Genomic DNA, 15,947 nt, shown 5'->3' with positions numbered 1-15,947 from the left:
CGAGCAGGGAGGCGAGGGCCCATGGGCGCCGTCGATGTCACCGTCGTCGTGGCCGCCGTTGTGTTGATCGGCGGTCTGGGCTGGTACTTCTTCGGCCCGCGCCGCGCCGGGACCGCCCGGCTGGAGGGCGGGCTCCAGCGGGTGGACGTGACCGTCCGGGGCGGGTACAGCCCGAATCTGATCAAGGTCCGCCAGGGTACGCCGCTGGAGATTGTCTTCGACCGGCAGGAATCCGGGGAGTGCACCTCCCGGGTCGTCTTCCCGGATCTGAAGGTCAGCGCCGGGCTGCCCGCCCACACGCGTACTACCGTGCGCCTGACACCGGACCGGCCCGGGACGTTCGGCTTCGCCTGCGGCATGAACATGATCCACGGCACGCTGCTCGTCGAGCCGGACGGGCAGCCCGAATCCGCGTCGCTACCTTCGTCCGGCCACAGCACCGCCACCGCGCGCGACGGCGGCCCGCCGACCGCAGTGGAGCGGTCGGCGGCCGAGGCGGAGGCGGCGGATGTCGCCGAGCGCCGGGCGGAGATCAAGGATCTGACCCGCCGAGTCGCCGTCGGGGCGGTGCTGACCGCGCCGGTGCTGTTCGCCGTGATGGCTCACGAGCTGTTCGGGGCCGACTGGGTGCCGGGGTGGATGCTGAACCACTGGGTGCAGCTGGCACTGATCACCCCGGTGATGTTCTACACCGGCTGGCCGATCCACGTGACCGGCTGGCTGACCCTGCGCCACCGTGCCGCCGATATGAATTCCCTGATCACCCTCGGTACGAGTGCCGCCTACGGCTTCAGCCTCCTGGTCACCGCCGCGCCCGCCCTCCTGCCTGAGGACGTGCGCGAGGTCTACTTCGAAGCGGTCGGCGTGATCCTGACGCTGATCCTGCTCGGTCGGCTCCTGGAGGCCCGTGCGAAGGCCGGCACCGGTGAGGCCATCCGCGCCCTGCTGGGCCTGCAGGCCCGCACCGCCCGCGTCGTACGGGACGGCGAAGAGACCGAGATCCCGGTCGAGGAGGTAGCGGTCGGCGACGTGGTCGTCATCCGGCCCGGCGAGAAGATTCCCGTCGACGCCGAGGTCCTGTCCGGCTCCTCGGCTGTGGACGAGTCGATGGTGACCGGGGAGCCGATGCCGGTGACCAAACGGTCCGGGGACACCGTCATCGGCGCCACCGTCAACGGCACTGGATCCTTGCGCGTACGGGCGGCCAAGGTCGGTGCGGACACGATGCTCGCCCAGATCATCCGCCTCGTCCAGGCCGCGCAGGCGTCCAAGGCCCCCATCCAGCGCCTCGCCGATGCGGTCTCCGCCTATTTCGTGCCTGCCGTCATCGCCATCGCGATCGCCACGTTCGCCATCTGGTACACCGTCGGCCCGGCCCCGGCCCTCACCCTGGCCCTGGTCTCCGCGGTTGCCGTACTGATCATCGCCTGCCCCTGCGCCCTCGGGCTCGCCACCCCGCTGTCGGTGATGGTGGGCACCGGCAAGGGCGCCCAGGCGGGCATCCTCATCCGCTCCGCCGAAGCCCTGGAAACCGCCCACAAGCTCGACACGGTCGTACTCGACAAGACCGGCACCGTCACCGAAGGCCGACCGGTCCTCACCGACATCCACACCGCAAACGGCTTCAACGAGAGCGAGCTGCTGCGACTGGTGGCCGCTGCCGAGGAAGTGAGCGAACACCCCCTGGCCCAGGCCGTCGTCACCGGAGCCCGCGAGCGCGGGCTGACCTGGCCGGCCGCGACCGGCTTCGACTCCGTCACCGGCAAAGGCGTTCGGGCCGAAGTCGACGGCCGCACCGTCCTCATCGGAACTGGGCTGCTCTTGGCGGACGCCGGCATCGACACCACCACGCTCGCCCCGCACCTCACTCGGTTCTCCGCCGAAGGCAAGACACCGGTCCTCGCCGGGATCGACGGCCGCCCCGCCGGGGTCCTCGCTATCGCCGACACCGTGAAGGACGACTCCGCAGCCGCCATCGCCGCCCTGCAACACCTCGGCATCGACGTAGTCATGCTCACCGGCGACAACGCCCGCACGGCCGCCGCGATCGCCGCCCAGGTCGGCATCACCCGCGTGCTCGCCGAGGTGCTGCCCGAGCACAAGTCGGACGAGATCCGCCGCCTGCAGGACGAGGGCCGCACCGTCGGCATGGTCGGGGACGGCATCAACGACGCGCCTGCGCTGGCCGCCGCCGACGTCGGCCTCGCGATCGGGACGGGCACCGACGTCGCCATCGAAGCCGCCGACATCACCCTCATCTCCGGCTCACTCACCGGAGTCGTCACCGCGATCCGCCTGTCCCGCGCCACCATGCGCAACATCCGGCAGAACCTGTTCTTCGCCCTGATCTACAACGCCGTCGGCATCCCCCTCGCCGCTGGCCTCCTCTACCCCCTGTGGGGTATACGCCTCAGCCCGATCATCGCCGCCGCGGCCATGGCGCTGTCCTCCCTGTCCGTCGTCACCAACTCCTCCCGCCTGCGCCGCTGGCACACCACCCCGCTCCCGCACACCGCTCCGGCCCGCACCCAGCCCCGCGTCGAAACCCCGGCCGACCACCAGGTGGCCGACGGCCCTTCGGAATCCGCGCCCCGTCAGGCACCCGGCGGCGGGCAGCACCGGCATCCGGACTCGGGCCTGTCGGCCCACGAGGTCGTGGACCCCGTGTGCGGCATGCACCTGGATCCGGCCAACGCTGTGGAACACAGGACGACCAGCACGGGCACCTACTACTTCTGCTCCGCCCACTGCGCTGCCGCGCTCGACGCCGACCAGGTCCCACCGGATGCTTCAACGGCCAGCGGCGCCTCGACCCCGAAGCCCGGAGGATGACCACCCTCGGCTACATGATGAAGGCGTTGTGCCCCAGCCGCCCGCGCCAACGGCGGCCGGTGCATCGCACCCAGGAGGTGCGCAGCACATGAGTTCCAGCAGTTCGAGAGGCGAACCCGGGTCGCGTCAAGCGCGAGTCGAGGAGATGCGGCGTGCCGACCGGGCCCGCGGACGCCGAAAGAAGATCACCATTGCCGTCGTCTCGGTAGCGGTCGTCGCCGCTGCCGGCGTAGGCATCGGCTATGTCATCTCGGGCTCCAGCTCCTCCGAGCAGGAACAAGTACAGGCCGTCACCGGCGAGAAGACCTGGCAGGGATTGGGCCGGGAGCACGTCACCACGGACGTCTCCTACCCCATGACCCCACCGGCTGGTGGGGACCACCAACCGGTCTGGCAGAACTGCGAAGGCGACGTCTACGGCAGTCCGGTGCCCGACGAGAACGCGGTCCACTCGCTCGAGCACGGCGCCGTGTGGGTCACGTACACGGACAAGGCACGTGCCGCCGACGTAAAGACCTTGACCGAACGTGTCTCGAAGACGCCGTACACGCTCATGAGTCCCCACCCCGGCCAGACGGCACCGATCACGCTCACGGCCTGGGGCCACCAGCTGAACGTGAACGATGTCTCCGACTCACGCGTAGCGCAGTTCTTCGAGCAGTACGTCCAGGGGCCGCAGACTCCCGAGCCGGGAGCCCCCTGCGGCGGCGGGAAGTCGTCATAACGCTCGCCAGCGCAGTATTCCGAGTCGTGCTGACCCCGTCCGCAGTACAGCAGGGGGAGGAGCAGGCGCTCCACCCCCGGAACGATCCCCAACGCACTCAGCCTGTGCTCGACTTGAGCTCATGACCACTCCCCTGCCTCGCGTGATGCCCTGCCCGGATGACAAGCCCATACCGCCGCCGAGCATGGCATCCGTCTTCCGCGCCTTTGCACGGGACCTCGCCGCCGGCCGGCGTCCCTGGACCGCTGAGACGGCCCAGTTCATCAGTGGGCAGTTCGATGAACTCGCTGCGGACTGGGACACCCCCCGCGCGACAGGGCGGGACGATCCGCTACGTGACGCGCTGACACGGGGAGGCCCCTTCCCCTCTGGGCCCTGCCTGGAACTCGGCTCCGGAACCGGCCTGTTCACCGCACTGCTCGCCGAGGCCTTCCCGAGCGTGGTCAGCATGGACCTGTCCGAACAGATGCTGCGACGCGCCGAAGGCCGCTCTCCGTGCCGGGTACGGGCCGACGCGAGTCGGCTCCCGCTCGCGCGAGGATCCGTAGCGGCGGTCGCGGCTATCGACATGCTCCTGTTCCCCTCCGAGACGCTACGAGTCCTGGCTCCCGGCGGGGTGTTGCTGTGGATCAATCAACTCGGCGAGGACGGACCGCTATACCTGTCGCCCGAGGAGGTCACGACGGCACTGCCAGGCCGCTGGCACGCCACCTACGCCGACGCGGGCTGGGGAAGTTGGGCTGTGCTCAGACGCGCCCTGTGATCCCCGGTGCGGCCCACGGTGGGTCCTGATTCGCGTGGCATGGTGGTGCCGTGAATGCGGGCGGGGTCGGCGTAGTTGCCCTTCCGGAAGCGCTCCACCTCCCGGAGGAAGCCAGCCAGCGGACACCGCTCCTGAGCTGCCGGCGGTCCTCCGGCAGCCACGTGCCTGATACGTGGGGGAAAGCAATGGAGTGGTGGACGTGCCTGGCCGGCGTCGCGGCGGGGCTGTTGATAGCGGTGGTGACGGCGCCGGTGGGTGTGTCGGGAGCGGTGTTCCTGCTGCCGGTGCAGCTGAGCGTGTTCGGAGTGCCCAGCCCGGCGGTGACTCCGACGAATCTGCTGTACAACGTCGTGGCCGGCCCGGGCGCTCTGCTGCGCTACCGGCGCAGTGGGGCCTTGCGTACCCCGCTGGTTCGGCTGCTGGTGGTGGGCACGCTGCCCGGGGTGGTGGTCGGGGCAGTGATCCGCGTCTTCGCCGTGCCGGGCCCGACCGTCTTCCGGGTCCTCGTCGCGCTCTTCCTGCTGCCCCTCGGCCTGTGGCTGTGCTGGCGAACCCTCCGGCCCGTTCGAAGAGTGACCGCCGAGGCCGAGGCTGCGCCGCAGGTGCTGGTCGCGCTGGCACTGGGTGTGGGGATCGTCGGCGGCGTGTACGGGATCGGCGGCGGGTCACTGATCGGGCCAATCCTGGTCGGCCGTGGGGTGCCGGTCGCTCTGGTCGCACCTGCGGCGTTGGCCTCGACGTTCGTCACGTCCGTCGCCGGAGCTTGCACTTACGCGCTCCTGTCGCTCACGGGCATGGGCGCCATCGCTCCGTACTGGCTGCTGGGTCTGGCCTGTGGCCTCGGCGGGCTGGTCGGCGGCTACGTGGGAGCGCACCTGCAGCCACGGCTTCCCGAAACCGCGCTACGACTGCTGCTGGGCGGTCTCGCCGCGGGCGTGGGCGGCCTTTACGCAGTGCAGGCCCTCGCCTGAGCCGGGGCTCGGGCAAGGGCCCGCATACGGCCGATCGTGTCAGTGGTAGGCGTGGACTACGGCATGGCCCTTGCCGCGGCCGATCATCCACTTGTTGACCGGGGTGGTGATCAGGAAGGCGATCACGAAGCCGCCGAGGAGCGCGTACCAGAACAGGCCTTCGCTCAGGTGGGCGTCCATCGCGTCCGGGATGAGGGCGATGATTCCGTTGTCGACGGCTTCCATGACGGCAATGGAGACAGTGTCGGCGGCCAGGGCGACCTTGATCGCCGCCTTCCAGCCGAGGCCGGCCTTGCGGACGGCGTAGAGGGTGAAGGAGTAGCCGAAGAAGAAGGCGAGCGCGATCGCCAGGACCATGGTCGGGGCGTTGCCCCAGGCGAGGGCGGTGCCGATGACCATACCGAGGATCTCGCCGATGGCGCAGCCGGTCAGGCAGTGCAGGGTCGCCTTCACGGCCATCGACCAAGTGGTTCCTCCGTCGGCGTGCACGTGCCCCGCGTGGTGCGCATGTCCGGCGTCGTGGACGTGGCCCGCGTGGGTTGCGTGCTCGTGCGCGGACGCTTCCGTGTGGTGAGCGGAGTGGTCCATTTCTCTCGCCTCTTCCTCGCCTCGTCCCGTGTGGGCCCCCGTGGCCCCACACCTCAGACCATATACCCCCTGGGGGTATATGGCGAGAGGTCTTCTTCAGTTGACCGGGGTGGCTCGGTAGCCGACCCGCTCCACGGCTGCGATCAGCTCGCCCGTGTGCGCGGCACCCGGGTCATCGAGCTGGACCACCGTGCGGGCGGCCCGCAGGGATGTGCGGGCGGAGCGCACGCCGGGAAGCTCCTCGAGCTCTTCATCGATGAGGAGTACGCAGCTGGAGCAGTGCATGCCCTCGATACGGAGGAGGATCGTGCCGGGGTCGGCGGCCTCATGGTCGACCTGGGTGGTTTTGCGGCGGCGCAGCCAGCTCACGCCTGGCCTCCCTGGAAATCGATGGTGCCGCCTTGCATGCCCATGGCGCAGGAGAAGAGGAGCTTGCCGGGCTTGCGGGCTCCGAGGTTGATGCGGGTGTCGCCGTTCTTCTTGACGATCTCCTCGATGCCGAGTTCGGGGATGGTGAAGGCGCGGGCGCAGCCTCCGGCGTCGGCACCTCGGAGGACGAGGGTGGTGGGCACGTGCGCCTTCGCGGTGAAGGCGGTGGGGACGTAGAAGTCGGTGACGGTCAGGACGATGGTCTGCTTGCCGGCGTCGTCGAGGGTGACCGGTCCCTGTGGTGCGTCCGTCTCGGGAGCGGCCTGGGGGGAGGCGGGTACAGCGACCGGGGCGCTGCCGGTGGCGGTGGGGAGCCAGCCGCCTGCCTGCAGTCCCGAAGAGATGGTCCAGACGGCGATGGCCGCCACGACGATTCCGGTGACGCCGGCCAGATAACCGGAAATGTCCCGGCTGGCACGGCGGAAGACGTATCCGATGAGCGTGAACAGTGGGGCGGTACCGATGACGAACCCGGCCATGACGGCCGCGCCCGCCACCGCTGAGCCGGTCGTGACCGCGATCAGCTCGACGGACAGCGTCACCCCGCACGGGATGAGCACGGTGGCGAACCCGAGGGCCGCAGGAGCGAGCCGCGAGGACGACTTGGTACGGCCTCGTACGAGCCGCCCGAAGGATGCCGGCGGACGGGGCACCAGACGCGACACCGCCTTGAAGCCCAGGAGATCCAGGGCGAAGAACACCATCAGCACCCCTGCCGCGATCAGCAGGATCGCCCGAGTGCGGGGGCTGGGCTGGAGCGCGGATCCGAAGATTCCCAGCAGGAGGCCGAGGGCGGTGTGGGAGAGCAGCTTGCCGACGAGGAAGGCGCCCACTGGGGCGAGCGGTTCGGCGGCTTGCCGGGGTGCGGCGGGGTTGGTCGGGGTGCGGCGGGACACGGCTCCGGCGAGCAGGCCGCCTTGAACGGCGGCGCAGGAGGCGCCGCCGGCCAGCAGGCCCGTGCCGGCGCCGCTGAGCAGCAGGCTGAGAGTGGAGGACATGCGTGAACAACTCCATGGGAGGAGAGGCACGCGCGCATGACGGCGTGCCGGACTGAACGGGCGTCAGTGCTCCAACGGGCTGGGCCCGGTGGAGCGTGGCACGATCAGGTCCGGCTCACGCACAGGTGGTCGAGGTCAGGTCCCCCACGAGCAGCCGGAAGGGGAGGCGCACGTACCGCGCCGGATACGCCCAACGGCAAGGAGTCACACGGCGCCGGCTCCAGCCCTCCCGTCAGCGAGACGCCCGAGGCCGGCGGGCGGTCCTGGAGGGACGGCGTGCACTCCATCGCATCCATGGGGCACACGGGTGCGGCAACGGCTTGGAGATGGCCTCGGGCAGGTGCCTCCGGAGCCTGAGCTGCGGCCATGCCGGCCATCGCAGGCATGGCGGGCATGGAGTCGCCCTCGGTCATTGCGGGACGGGACAGGCCCGTCGTGCACCAGATGAGCGCGAGCAGCATGAGCAGCCCGGCCCAGGACCGGGCCGTAGGGTGCACGCTCTGCCCGGCCATGGAACCGGATGCTATCCGCCGCTCTCAGTCGGGGTTGCGCAGGCCCGCCAGGGTGAGCTGGACGAGTCGGTGGACGGCCGCTTCGGAGGGCAGGCTGCCGGCTGCGGAGAGGGCGTGCAGGCAGTAGGTGGCGAGCTCCCCCGGGTCGGTGTCGGCGCGCAGGTCCCTGCCGGCCGCCGCCTCGGCGATCAGGTCGCGGATCAGGCCGTGAAGATGCTCGTGGGCATGTGCGACGTGCGGGCCGCGGTGGAGGTAGGCCGCGATGTCGGCGTCGTGACCGGCGCGGGAGGCGGTCATGAACGCGTATGCCGTCAGTACGGCCTCCAGCCGCGCAGCCGGGTCCGCCGCTTCATCCCGCACCGCAGTGAGCTCGTGGAGGTGGTGACCGACCTGGCGTTCGTGCCAGGCGTCCAGGATCGCCTCGAGGTCGGAGAAGTACTTGTAGAGCGTCGCCCTCCCGATGCCTGCCCGCTCGGCGATCTGGGACATGGTCACCGCCCTCAGTCCATGTTCGGCGACGAGGGCGGCAGTGGCGTCGAGGATCGCTTCGCGCACCTCGCGACGATGCGTCTCGATCGTCTCGTTCCACAGCTTAGGCATCTGCCCAGTATACGAAGCGGCGCCCTCGATACACTCCGCTCATCACAGAGACACGATGTCTCGTAAAATAGGAATGCAGCCGTCCGCATCTGGGGCGGTGGAGCCAAGGAGGAAACGTCATGGGCGGGACAGCCGACAGCAGGGGAAGCGGCCCGGGCATGCCGCGCTGGGTGAAGATCTGCGGGATCGCCGGGATAGGAGTGGTGCTGCTGATCGTGGTGATGTTGCTGATCGGCGGCGAGCACAGCCCCAGTCGGCACATGCACGGCGCTGGTCCGGGCATGGTCGGTGTCACCGTCGTCGACGCCGGGTCCGGGCTTGCGGAGGTCGGGCGCTGATGGCCGGCTCGGCTCGGGTGCGGAAGGTGGCCCTGGTCGCGCACGTCGGGGCGAGCGTCGGCTGGCTGGGCGCGGTCCTCTGCTTCCTCGCCCTGGCCCTGGTGGGCGTCACGAGTTCCGATCCCGGTACGGTCCGCGGGGTGTATCTGGTGATGGAGCCGGTCGCCTGGTTCACGCTGGTTCCACTGGCGTTCGCATCGCTGGTCACGGGCTTGGCACAGTCGTGGGTGACGCCCTGGGGCCTGTTCCGGCACTACTGGGTGATGTTCAAACTCGGTATCACGGTGGTCTGTACCGGGGTGCTGCTGCTGTACATGCGCACATTCGAGGCGATGGCGCAGGTTGCGGCGTCCGACGCCCCGACCGAGGCGGTGCGCAATCCGTCACCTTTCATCCACGCCGCCCTGGCTCTGCTGGCCCTGGCTGCGGCCATGGTGTTGTCCGTGTTCAAACCCAAGGGCGTGACACGACGCGGGCAGCGTCGGCTCGTCAGGGCTGGAACCGTCACTCCAACGCCCTGAACAGTCCGTACGCGCCATCGGCTCGGGTACTCATGGTTTCCTACAGCCCTTGTACGCGTGCGCAGTTGGATCGCACTCTCTTCCGCAAGGGGCGCCCTGGCCCAGGTGGACGCTGGCTATGATCACAGCGTGATGACAGCTCGGTCGCGTTCCGGCGGCCAGTCGACCACCTCGCAGGTGGGCCGACTGGTCACTGCCGGGCTGGCCTTGCTGCTGCTCAGCCTGGTCGGTGTGTGCTGCTCTTTGCCGAAGCACGGCAGCGAAACGGCGGCCGTACAGGTGGCCTCCGCCTCCTTGACGAACGCGGAAGGCCAGATAGAGGCATCTGCCGAGGGCTGCCCCGAGGGCGAAAGCCACTCGGCGGTCGAGGGTGCGCGCCGCTCGAGTGCACCGTCAGGCACGGCGGACAAGCACGATCTCGCCGAGGCGCTGTACGAACATCGGACTTCTCCAAGCGTCTGGCGTGCGCGGCCCACCGAGCAGTTGAGGCAACCCGCTGCCCCTTCCTCTGACCACGTCAGATCACAGGTCGTCCTTCAGGTGTAGGCGTCGGAGCTTTCCGACGACACCCACGCGCGCGCTGCGGAATTCACAGATTTACCCACTACACGGCGTTATGTTCAATGCGCCTCGGCTTCTGGCCTCGAATTCCAGCCACCTGTGCGCGCACCCGCCCATGTCGCTTCCCACCCTCGCGGCCGAGGAAGTGACTGCTGCTCGGAGGATCTGTGCTCCGCCTGTCCCCGCCGCGCTCGACCCGCCGGGTTCCTTCGTGGCCGGCAGTTCTGCTCGCCTGCGCGCTGAGCGTGCTGCTCCTGGCCGCCGTGCACTGTTCGTCGTACCTGTCCAACGACGGCCACCGGCACCTCTCCCTGTCCGCACCGGCTGCGCCGGACGGGCACACGGAGCCCTCCGGCGAACAGGATTACCCGGACCGCCCGCAGCACGACCACGGCGCTGCGTGCGCCTCGCCTTGCCTGACCACGTGGGCCTCTGCGAACGAAGTCCAGCGTCCGGCCGATGGGTCGGCAGCCCCTTCGTCGTCGGAGCTAAGGGTGCTGCCTGTGGAGCAGGTGGCGGCCTCGGCGGCCTTCGGCTCCGGTAGATCATCCATAGCGCGTACCGGCCGTTCCGTGCTGGCCGGCGTTTGCCGGTGGCGGATTTAGGCCGCTCGTCCCGCAGCCGCACGCGGCTGCCGCATGCCGATCTCCGGGCCGGGGCCCTGTCCTGCTGATGCCCGGCTGGTCACGGCATGCCACGCGAACGAGTAGCCGACGCCATCACCGAACGAACGAAGGCACAGCCATGCATTCTTCGACCACCGACACGTCGTCCACCGGCCGCTTGGCCCTGTCGGAACTGGTGGGCAACACCCCGCTCCTGCGCATCTCCGAACCGCTCGCGCCGGCGGGCCGGGGCTTCTGGGCGAAGCTGGAGGGCTTCAACCCCGGCGGTATCAAGGACCGCCCGGGCCTGCACATGGTCGAACGGGCCCGCGCCCGCGGCGACCTGAAGCCGGGCGCGCGGATCATCGAGTCCACCAGCGGAACCCTGGGCCTCGGTCTCGCCCTGGCGGGCATGGTCTACGGCCACCCGGTCTCCCTGGTCACCGACCCGGGCCTGGAGCCGTCCATGACCCGGCTGCTGACGGCGTACGGCGCCCAGGTCGACATGGTCTCCGAGCCGCACCCCACGGGCGGCTGGCAGCAGGCCCGCCGCGACCGGGTGCAGCAGCTCATGGCGCAGCACACGGACTCCTGGTGCCCGGACCAGTACAACAACCCGGACAACACCGCCGCGTACACCCCACTCGCCCTTGAACTGGCCACCGAGCTCCGGCACATCGACGTGCTGGTGTGCAGCGTCGGCACCGGCGGCCATTCTGCGGGGATCTCGCGCGTACTCCGGCAGCTCTACCCCGAACTGACGCTGGTGGGGGTGGACACCATCGGCTCGACGATCTTCGGGCAGCAAGCCCGGCCACGGTTGATGCGCGGGCTGGGGTCGAGCATCTACCCCCGCAACGTCGCCTACGACCACTTCAGCGAAGTGCACTGGGTGTCCCCGGCCGAAGCCGTGTGGACCTGCCGTCAGCTGGCCGGCTCTCACTACGCCACCGGCGGTTGGAGCGTCGGAGCAGTCGCACTGGTGGCGGGCTGGCTGGCCCGCTCGCTCCCGAAGGACGCACGCATCGCGGCGGTCTTCCCCGACGGCCCCCAGAGGTACCTCGGCACCGTCTACGACGACGGGTACTGCGCGGCCCACGGCCTGCTCGACTCCCCGCCGGCGCCGGAACCGGACCTCATCGGCCGACTGGACGAGAAGGAGGTCACCCGCTGGACCCGGTGTACCGCCGTCGTCGACCCGCTCACCCTCGGCGGGGGCCGGGAGAACGAGGCCGACCGCGAGCCCGGTGTGGAGCGCGCGTTGGACCCGCAGGAGCAGGCCCGGTGAAGGACACGATCGCTCAATTCCGCTCGTACAACGGCAGCGTCCAGATGCTGATGGTCAACCAGTTCACCATCAACCTCGGCTTCTACATGCTGATGCCCTACCTGGCCACCCACCTGGCCGGGCCGCTCGGCCTGGCCGGCTGGCTGGTCGGCCTGATCCTCGGCGTACGCAACTTCAGCCAGCAGGGCATGTTCCTCATCGGCGGCACCCTGGCCGATCGCCTCGGCTACAAGCCCATGATCATCGCCGGGCTCGTGCTGCGCACCGCCGGTTTCGCGACGCTCGGGCTGGTGGAGTCCGTGCCCGCCCTGCTGGCCGCGTCCGCCGCGACCGGCCTGGCCGGCGCCCTCTTCAACCCCGCCTCCCGCGCCTACCTGGCCGCCGAGGCGGGCGAGCGCCGGGTGGAGGCCTTCGCCCTGTTCAATGTCTTCTACCAAGCGGGCATCCTGCTCGGCCCGCTGGTCGGCATGATCCTGACCGGCGTCGATTTCAGCGTCACCTGCCTGGTGGCCGCAGGGATCTTCGCGATCCTGAGCGTCATCCAGATCAGGGCCCTGCCGGCCCGGCGCCCCGAGCACACGGACACCTCGGACGGGGTCCGTGAGGGTGTCCTGCGGCAGTGGCGGGGGATCTTCGCCAACCGTCCGTTCCTGCTGTTCTCGCTCGCCATGGTCGGCTCGTACGTCATGTCCTTCCAGGTCTACCTGTCCCTGCCGCTGGAGGTCAGGCGCCTGGGTGGTGAAGGACAGTTCGGGACGGCCGCGGTGGCGGTCCTCTTCGCGGTCTCCGGACTGAGCACGATCGCCTTCCAGACCAAGGTGACCGCCTGGTGCAAGGCCCGGATGGAGCCGGGCCGGGCGCTCACCTGGGGGTTGTTGGTGATGGGGACGTCGTTCGTCCCGCTGCTCCTCGCCTCGGCCGTGCCGGTACCGGACGGCGGGTCGGGCCTGTGGGTCCTGGCCGGAATGCCGCCGGCGCTCTCGGCACTGCTGCTGGCGCTCGGCACGATGATCGCCTACCCCTTCGAGATGGATACCATCGTCCGCCTCGCGGGCAACCGTCTCGTGGCCACGCACTACGGCCTGTACAACACCATCTGCGGAATCGGCATCACGGTCGGCAACCTGCTCACCGGCATGGCGCTGGACGCCGCTCGCAACGCCGGAGTACCGGCACTGCCGTGGGTGGCGCTGGGGCTGCTCGGCCTGACCTGTGCAGCCGCGCTCTACGCACTGCACCGAACCGGCCGCCTATCACCTGCTCAGCCAGAAGGCGGACGTCACGTCGTGGTCGCCTGAACAGCGCCGGGCGGCACGGACAGGGTGCCGACTGTCAGAGTCGCCTCCTGCCGCGCCTCGCAGGTGGTGCGCCAGGTAGCTGAGGCATCCGAATAGCAGTGCGGCCGGCGGAACACCGCCGGCCGCACCGTCCTCCCCAGTCAGTTCTTGTCGAGCAGCCGACCGGCTCGCTCGGCGCCCTCCGTCCCCGCGGCAGACTCCACCGCCACCCCGGCGGCACCTGGCTTGCCCCACATCAACGTCAGGGCGGCCAGGGCGCCGGCGGCCGCGATGCCTGCGGCGGCAAGGAAGGCGGCACTGAACCCGTCGGTCAGGGCGGGCAGGTCACCCAGCGCTCCTGCACCCTGCGAGGTGGCGAGTGCGGTCAGGGCAGCGAGGCCGAGGGCGGACCCGACCTGGTAGGTGGTGTTGACGATGCCGGAGGCGAGGCCGGCCTGTTCCTGCGGGGCACCGGCCATGGCCGACATAAGGGTCGGGATGTAGGCCAGGGCCATGCCGAGCGCGGCCACGAGGGAGGCGGGCAGGACGTCGATGACGAAGGTGCCAGTCGGGCGGGCCGCCGACAGCCAGACGAGACCGGCGGCCAGGACCAGCAGGCCGCCCGCGATCAGCGGCTTGGGACCGAAGCGGCCGAGTAGGCGCGCGGTGACCGTGGTCATGAGGAGCATCAGCAGGCCCGTCATGGGCAGCAGCGCCGCCCCGGAGGCGAAGGCCCCGTAGCCGAGCACCTGCTGGAGATAGAGGTTGAGGAAGTACCACATCGGGATCCAGGCCGCCCCGAGCAGTGCCATCGCGAGGTTGGAGACGCCGAGGCCTGGAGTGCGCCAGATGCCGAGCGGCATGAGCGGCGACTTCACCGAGCGCTGGATCACGACGAACACCGTCAACAGGACCAGGCCGGCGATCAGCTCGACCAGCGCCTGAGGGGCGCCCCAGCCCGTCTCCGGCGCGCGGACCACAGCGAAGACGGTGAGCGCGAGGCCCGCGGTGACGGCCGCCGCTCCCAGAACGTCCACGCCACCGCCGCGGCGGGCCGCGACTGCCGGCAGCACGCCGGTGGCGAGCAGGGTGGCGATGCCAATGGGGACGTAGACGATGAAGACCCAGGGCCAGCTGGCCCACTCGGTGAACACCCCGCCGAGGAAGACGCCCGCCGTCCCGCCGGCCGGTGCGGCGGCGCCGTAGAGGGCGAGGGCCTTGCCGAGCTCCTTGGGGTTGTGCCCGAAGAGCATCATCAGCAGGGTCATGGACGCGGGTGCGATGAGCGCGCCGCCCACCCCCTGCACCGCACGGCCTGCGACCTCCACCCAGGCAGTCGTCGCGGCCGCGGCGACGACGGAGCCGGCGATCAGGACGCTCCAGCCGGCGACGAAGACCCGCCTCGCGCCGAGGAGGTCGGAGAGGCGGCCGCCCAGAAGGAGCAGTCCGCCGAATGCGATGACATAGGCGTTGAACACCCACTGCAGGTCCCCCTGGGAGAAGCCCAGGTCGCGCTGCATCTCAGGCAGCGCCACGCCAATGATCGACGTGTCCATGATCACCATGAACTGTGCGGCGGCGAGCACCCCGAGGGCCCACCAGCGACGCGGATTGACGGTAGACATGACCGCTCCCACGAGAGATTCTCATACCCCTAGGGGGTATCTGTGATGGCGTGAACTGTATACCCCCACCCGGTATTTCCTCAAGGGGCAGGAATCCCAGCCGCCTTCGCCCGCGCCAGCGGGTCCGCTTACGATGCGGGTATGGATCAGCAGGCGATGCGCGCGATGAAGCCCCTCGGGCTGCGCTCCCGCCTGCTGCTCGTCCTGGCTGTATTGGCCGGCCTCGTGGCCATGCACGGCCTGGGGCCGGGGGCCGTGCCCGCAGTCGCCGCGCACGGGTGTAGCCCCGCCCACGAAACCGCGATCGTGCATGGGGCACCTGTCGCCGACGGCCACGCCATGGCTCACGACGCCGCCGTACGCGCTGACGATCCGGTCGGCGGCGGAACCGGTGGACACGCCCAGCACGCGGACGCGACGTGCGCCGCCACGGGTACGGCAGGCCCCCCGGTCCTGCCCTTCCCGGCCGCCTCCCCGAGCGTCACCGCGGCCGTGCCGGTGCTCGGTTCCGGGATCGACTTCAACGATGCGATCGGCGGACGCGCGCCACCGTCCCTGAGCGAATTGCAACTCCTGCGCATATAGGGCCGCCCGAGTTCTCGGACCAGCCCTTACCCCCGGCACGCCCGTCTGCGCGCGTGCCTTCACCGCAGGAGTGCATCACCATGACCACCAAGCGTTCCCTGATCCGCCGCGCCACCGCAGTGGCCGCGGCCGCCACCGCCGCCCTCGTTCTCGCCGCCTGCGGCGGGAACGGCGACGACACCGGCGCGGCCCACAACGGCCACAACGCCGCCTCGTCGTCCGCATCCGCCCCTGCACAGCAGGGCGACCACAACGCGGCTGACATCGCGTTCGCTCAGGGGATGATCCCCCACCACCGTCAGGCCATCGAGATGGCCGATCTCGCCGAGACCCGCGCCGAGTCCGCCGAGGTGAAGAAGCTCGCCGGCGAGATCAAGAAGGCCCAGGACCCGGAGATCAAGACCCTCTCCGGCTGGCTGACCTCGTGGGGCGAGAAGGTCCCGGCCGAGGGCGGGGGCCATGGCGGGCACGACATGTCCGGGATGATGTCGGCCGAGGAGATGAAGCAGCTGGAATCCTCCTCCGGTAAGGCGTTCGACACCGCCTTCCTGACGATGATGGTCAAGCACCACGAGGGCGCGGTCGCCATGGCCAAGACCGAGCAGTCCGACGGGACGTACCAGCCCGCCAAGGACATGGCCGGAGCGATCATCACCTCCCAGAGCGCGGAGATCGCCCAGATGAACACCCTCCTCGGCAAGAGCTGACCTGCGTCAGCACACCCCGGTGC

General features: G+C 70.0%; 16 protein-coding genes. 11 read left to right on the top strand and 5 right to left on the bottom strand.

What is annotated here, in order from left to right; all coding sequences use genetic code 11:
* The first annotated feature begins 21 nt into the window (after positions 1 to 21).
* The 4 genes from ACWGDE_RS02995 (at position 22) to ACWGDE_RS02980 (ending at position 5,290) form a co-directional block, all read left to right on the top strand.
* Positions 22 to 2,832, top strand: coding sequence for a heavy metal translocating P-type ATPase (locus ACWGDE_RS02995; protein WP_453387199.1), 2,811 nt, complete (start codon positions 22 to 24; stop codon positions 2,830 to 2,832).
* Positions 2,833 to 2,920: 88 nt separating this feature from the next.
* Entirely contained in the window at positions 2,921 to 3,556 is a 636-nt protein-coding gene (locus tag ACWGDE_RS02990; protein ID WP_453387198.1) for a DUF3105 domain-containing protein, read from the top strand.
* A gap of 121 nt (positions 3,557 to 3,677) precedes the next feature.
* Positions 3,678 to 4,319, top strand: a complete 642-nt coding sequence (locus tag ACWGDE_RS02985) for a class I SAM-dependent methyltransferase (protein WP_453387197.1) — start codon at positions 3,678 to 3,680, stop codon at positions 4,317 to 4,319.
* 185 nt (positions 4,320 to 4,504) lie between these two features.
* Positions 4,505 to 5,290 (top strand): TSUP family transporter, encoded by a 786-nt coding sequence (locus ACWGDE_RS02980; protein ID WP_453387196.1) that lies wholly within the window; start codon positions 4,505 to 4,507, stop codon positions 5,288 to 5,290.
* A gap of 39 nt (positions 5,291 to 5,329) precedes the next feature.
* Here the strand turns inward: ACWGDE_RS02980 and ACWGDE_RS02975 are convergent, their stop codons facing one another.
* The 4 genes from ACWGDE_RS02975 to ACWGDE_RS02960 form a co-directional block, all read right to left on the bottom strand.
* Entirely contained in the window at positions 5,330 to 5,878 is a 549-nt protein-coding gene (locus ACWGDE_RS02975) for a DUF4396 domain-containing protein (protein WP_453387195.1), read from the bottom strand.
* 96 nt (positions 5,879 to 5,974) lie between these two features.
* Complete coding sequence (locus ACWGDE_RS02970) at positions 5,975 to 6,247, bottom strand: cation transporter (RefSeq protein WP_453387194.1); 273 nt, start codon at positions 6,245 to 6,247, stop codon at positions 5,975 to 5,977.
* On the bottom strand, positions 6,244 to 7,305 hold the full coding sequence (locus tag ACWGDE_RS02965; protein WP_453387193.1) for an urease accessory protein UreH domain-containing protein: 1,062 nt from the start codon (positions 7,303 to 7,305) through the stop codon (positions 6,244 to 6,246). Before ACWGDE_RS02965 ends, ACWGDE_RS02970 begins: the two co-directional genes overlap by 4 nt.
* Before the next feature lie 536 nt (positions 7,306 to 7,841).
* Complete coding sequence (locus ACWGDE_RS02960) at positions 7,842 to 8,417, bottom strand: TetR/AcrR family transcriptional regulator (protein WP_453387192.1); 576 nt, start codon at positions 8,415 to 8,417, stop codon at positions 7,842 to 7,844.
* Between the two features lie 119 nt (positions 8,418 to 8,536).
* Between ACWGDE_RS02960 and ACWGDE_RS02955 the strand changes: the two genes are divergently transcribed.
* The 5 genes from ACWGDE_RS02955 to ACWGDE_RS02935 all read left to right on the top strand — a co-directional run bounded on the left by ACWGDE_RS02955 (position 8,537) and on the right by ACWGDE_RS02935 (position 13,028).
* A complete protein-coding gene (locus ACWGDE_RS02955) occupies positions 8,537 to 8,755 on the top strand; it encodes a hypothetical protein (protein ID WP_453387191.1) in 219 nt (72 codons plus the stop codon).
* Between the two features lie 26 nt (positions 8,756 to 8,781).
* Positions 8,782 to 9,276: a hypothetical protein gene (locus ACWGDE_RS02950; protein WP_453387190.1), complete on the top strand. Its 495-nt coding sequence runs from the start codon at positions 8,782 to 8,784 to the stop codon at positions 9,274 to 9,276.
* A gap of 129 nt (positions 9,277 to 9,405) precedes the next feature.
* Positions 9,406 to 9,822: a hypothetical protein gene (locus ACWGDE_RS02945; protein WP_453387189.1), complete on the top strand. Its 417-nt coding sequence runs from the start codon at positions 9,406 to 9,408 to the stop codon at positions 9,820 to 9,822.
* Positions 9,823 to 10,581: 759 nt separating this feature from the next.
* Positions 10,582 to 11,730 (top strand): PLP-dependent cysteine synthase family protein, encoded by a 1,149-nt coding sequence (locus ACWGDE_RS02940; RefSeq protein WP_453387188.1) that lies wholly within the window; start codon positions 10,582 to 10,584, stop codon positions 11,728 to 11,730.
* Positions 11,727 to 13,028: an MDR family MFS transporter gene (locus tag ACWGDE_RS02935; RefSeq protein ID WP_453387187.1), complete on the top strand. Its 1,302-nt coding sequence runs from the start codon at positions 11,727 to 11,729 to the stop codon at positions 13,026 to 13,028. The genes ACWGDE_RS02940 and ACWGDE_RS02935 overlap by 4 nt, the downstream gene beginning before the upstream one ends.
* Positions 13,029 to 13,168: 140 nt before the next feature.
* On the opposite strand, the gene ACWGDE_RS02930 is transcribed toward ACWGDE_RS02935, so the two are convergent.
* A complete protein-coding gene (locus ACWGDE_RS02930) occupies positions 13,169 to 14,632 on the bottom strand; it encodes an MFS transporter (protein ID WP_453387186.1) in 1,464 nt (487 codons plus the stop codon).
* 141 nt (positions 14,633 to 14,773) lie between these two features.
* Here ACWGDE_RS02930 and ACWGDE_RS02925 point away from each other — a divergent pair, with 141 nt between their 5' ends.
* Both ACWGDE_RS02925 and ACWGDE_RS02920 read left to right on the top strand, forming a co-directional pair.
* Positions 14,774 to 15,217: a DUF6153 family protein gene (locus tag ACWGDE_RS02925; RefSeq protein ID WP_453387185.1), complete on the top strand. Its 444-nt coding sequence runs from the start codon at positions 14,774 to 14,776 to the stop codon at positions 15,215 to 15,217.
* Positions 15,218 to 15,297: 80 nt separating this feature from the next.
* Positions 15,298 to 15,924 (top strand): DUF305 domain-containing protein, encoded by a 627-nt coding sequence (locus ACWGDE_RS02920; protein ID WP_453387184.1) that lies wholly within the window; start codon positions 15,298 to 15,300, stop codon positions 15,922 to 15,924.
* The last annotated feature ends 23 nt before the right edge of the window (positions 15,925 to 15,947 follow it).

The sequence above is a fragment of the Streptomyces sp. NPDC054956 genome (assembly GCF_053609185.1).
This window is presented reverse-complemented; position numbering and strand designations above follow the sequence as displayed.

What these genes read in the sequence shown, in the direction of transcription:
- ACWGDE_RS02995 (WP_453387199.1), top strand. Translation starts at nt 22, where the DNA reads ATGGGCGCCGTCGATGTCACCGTCGTCGTGGCCGCCGTTGTGTTGATC.
- ACWGDE_RS02990 (WP_453387198.1), top strand. Translation starts at nt 2,921, where the DNA reads ATGAGTTCCAGCAGTTCGAGAGGCGAACCCGGGTCGCGTCAAGCGCGA.
- ACWGDE_RS02985 (WP_453387197.1), top strand. Translation starts at nt 3,678, where the DNA reads ATGACCACTCCCCTGCCTCGCGTGATGCCCTGCCCGGATGACAAGCCC.
- ACWGDE_RS02980 (WP_453387196.1), top strand. Translation starts at nt 4,505, where the DNA reads ATGGAGTGGTGGACGTGCCTGGCCGGCGTCGCGGCGGGGCTGTTGATA.
- ACWGDE_RS02975 (WP_453387195.1), bottom strand. Translation starts at nt 5,878, where the DNA reads ATGGACCACTCCGCTCACCACACGGAAGCGTCCGCGCACGAGCACGCA.
- ACWGDE_RS02965 (WP_453387193.1), bottom strand. Translation starts at nt 7,305, where the DNA reads ATGTCCTCCACTCTCAGCCTGCTGCTCAGCGGCGCCGGCACGGGCCTG.
- ACWGDE_RS02960 (WP_453387192.1), bottom strand. Translation starts at nt 8,417, where the DNA reads ATGCCTAAGCTGTGGAACGAGACGATCGAGACGCATCGTCGCGAGGTG.
- ACWGDE_RS02955 (WP_453387191.1), top strand. Translation starts at nt 8,537, where the DNA reads ATGGGCGGGACAGCCGACAGCAGGGGAAGCGGCCCGGGCATGCCGCGC.
- ACWGDE_RS02940 (WP_453387188.1), top strand. Translation starts at nt 10,582, where the DNA reads ATGCATTCTTCGACCACCGACACGTCGTCCACCGGCCGCTTGGCCCTG.
- ACWGDE_RS02930 (WP_453387186.1), bottom strand. Translation starts at nt 14,632, where the DNA reads ATGTCTACCGTCAATCCGCGTCGCTGGTGGGCCCTCGGGGTGCTCGCC.
- ACWGDE_RS02925 (WP_453387185.1), top strand. Translation starts at nt 14,774, where the DNA reads ATGGATCAGCAGGCGATGCGCGCGATGAAGCCCCTCGGGCTGCGCTCC.
- ACWGDE_RS02920 (WP_453387184.1), top strand. Translation starts at nt 15,298, where the DNA reads ATGACCACCAAGCGTTCCCTGATCCGCCGCGCCACCGCAGTGGCCGCG.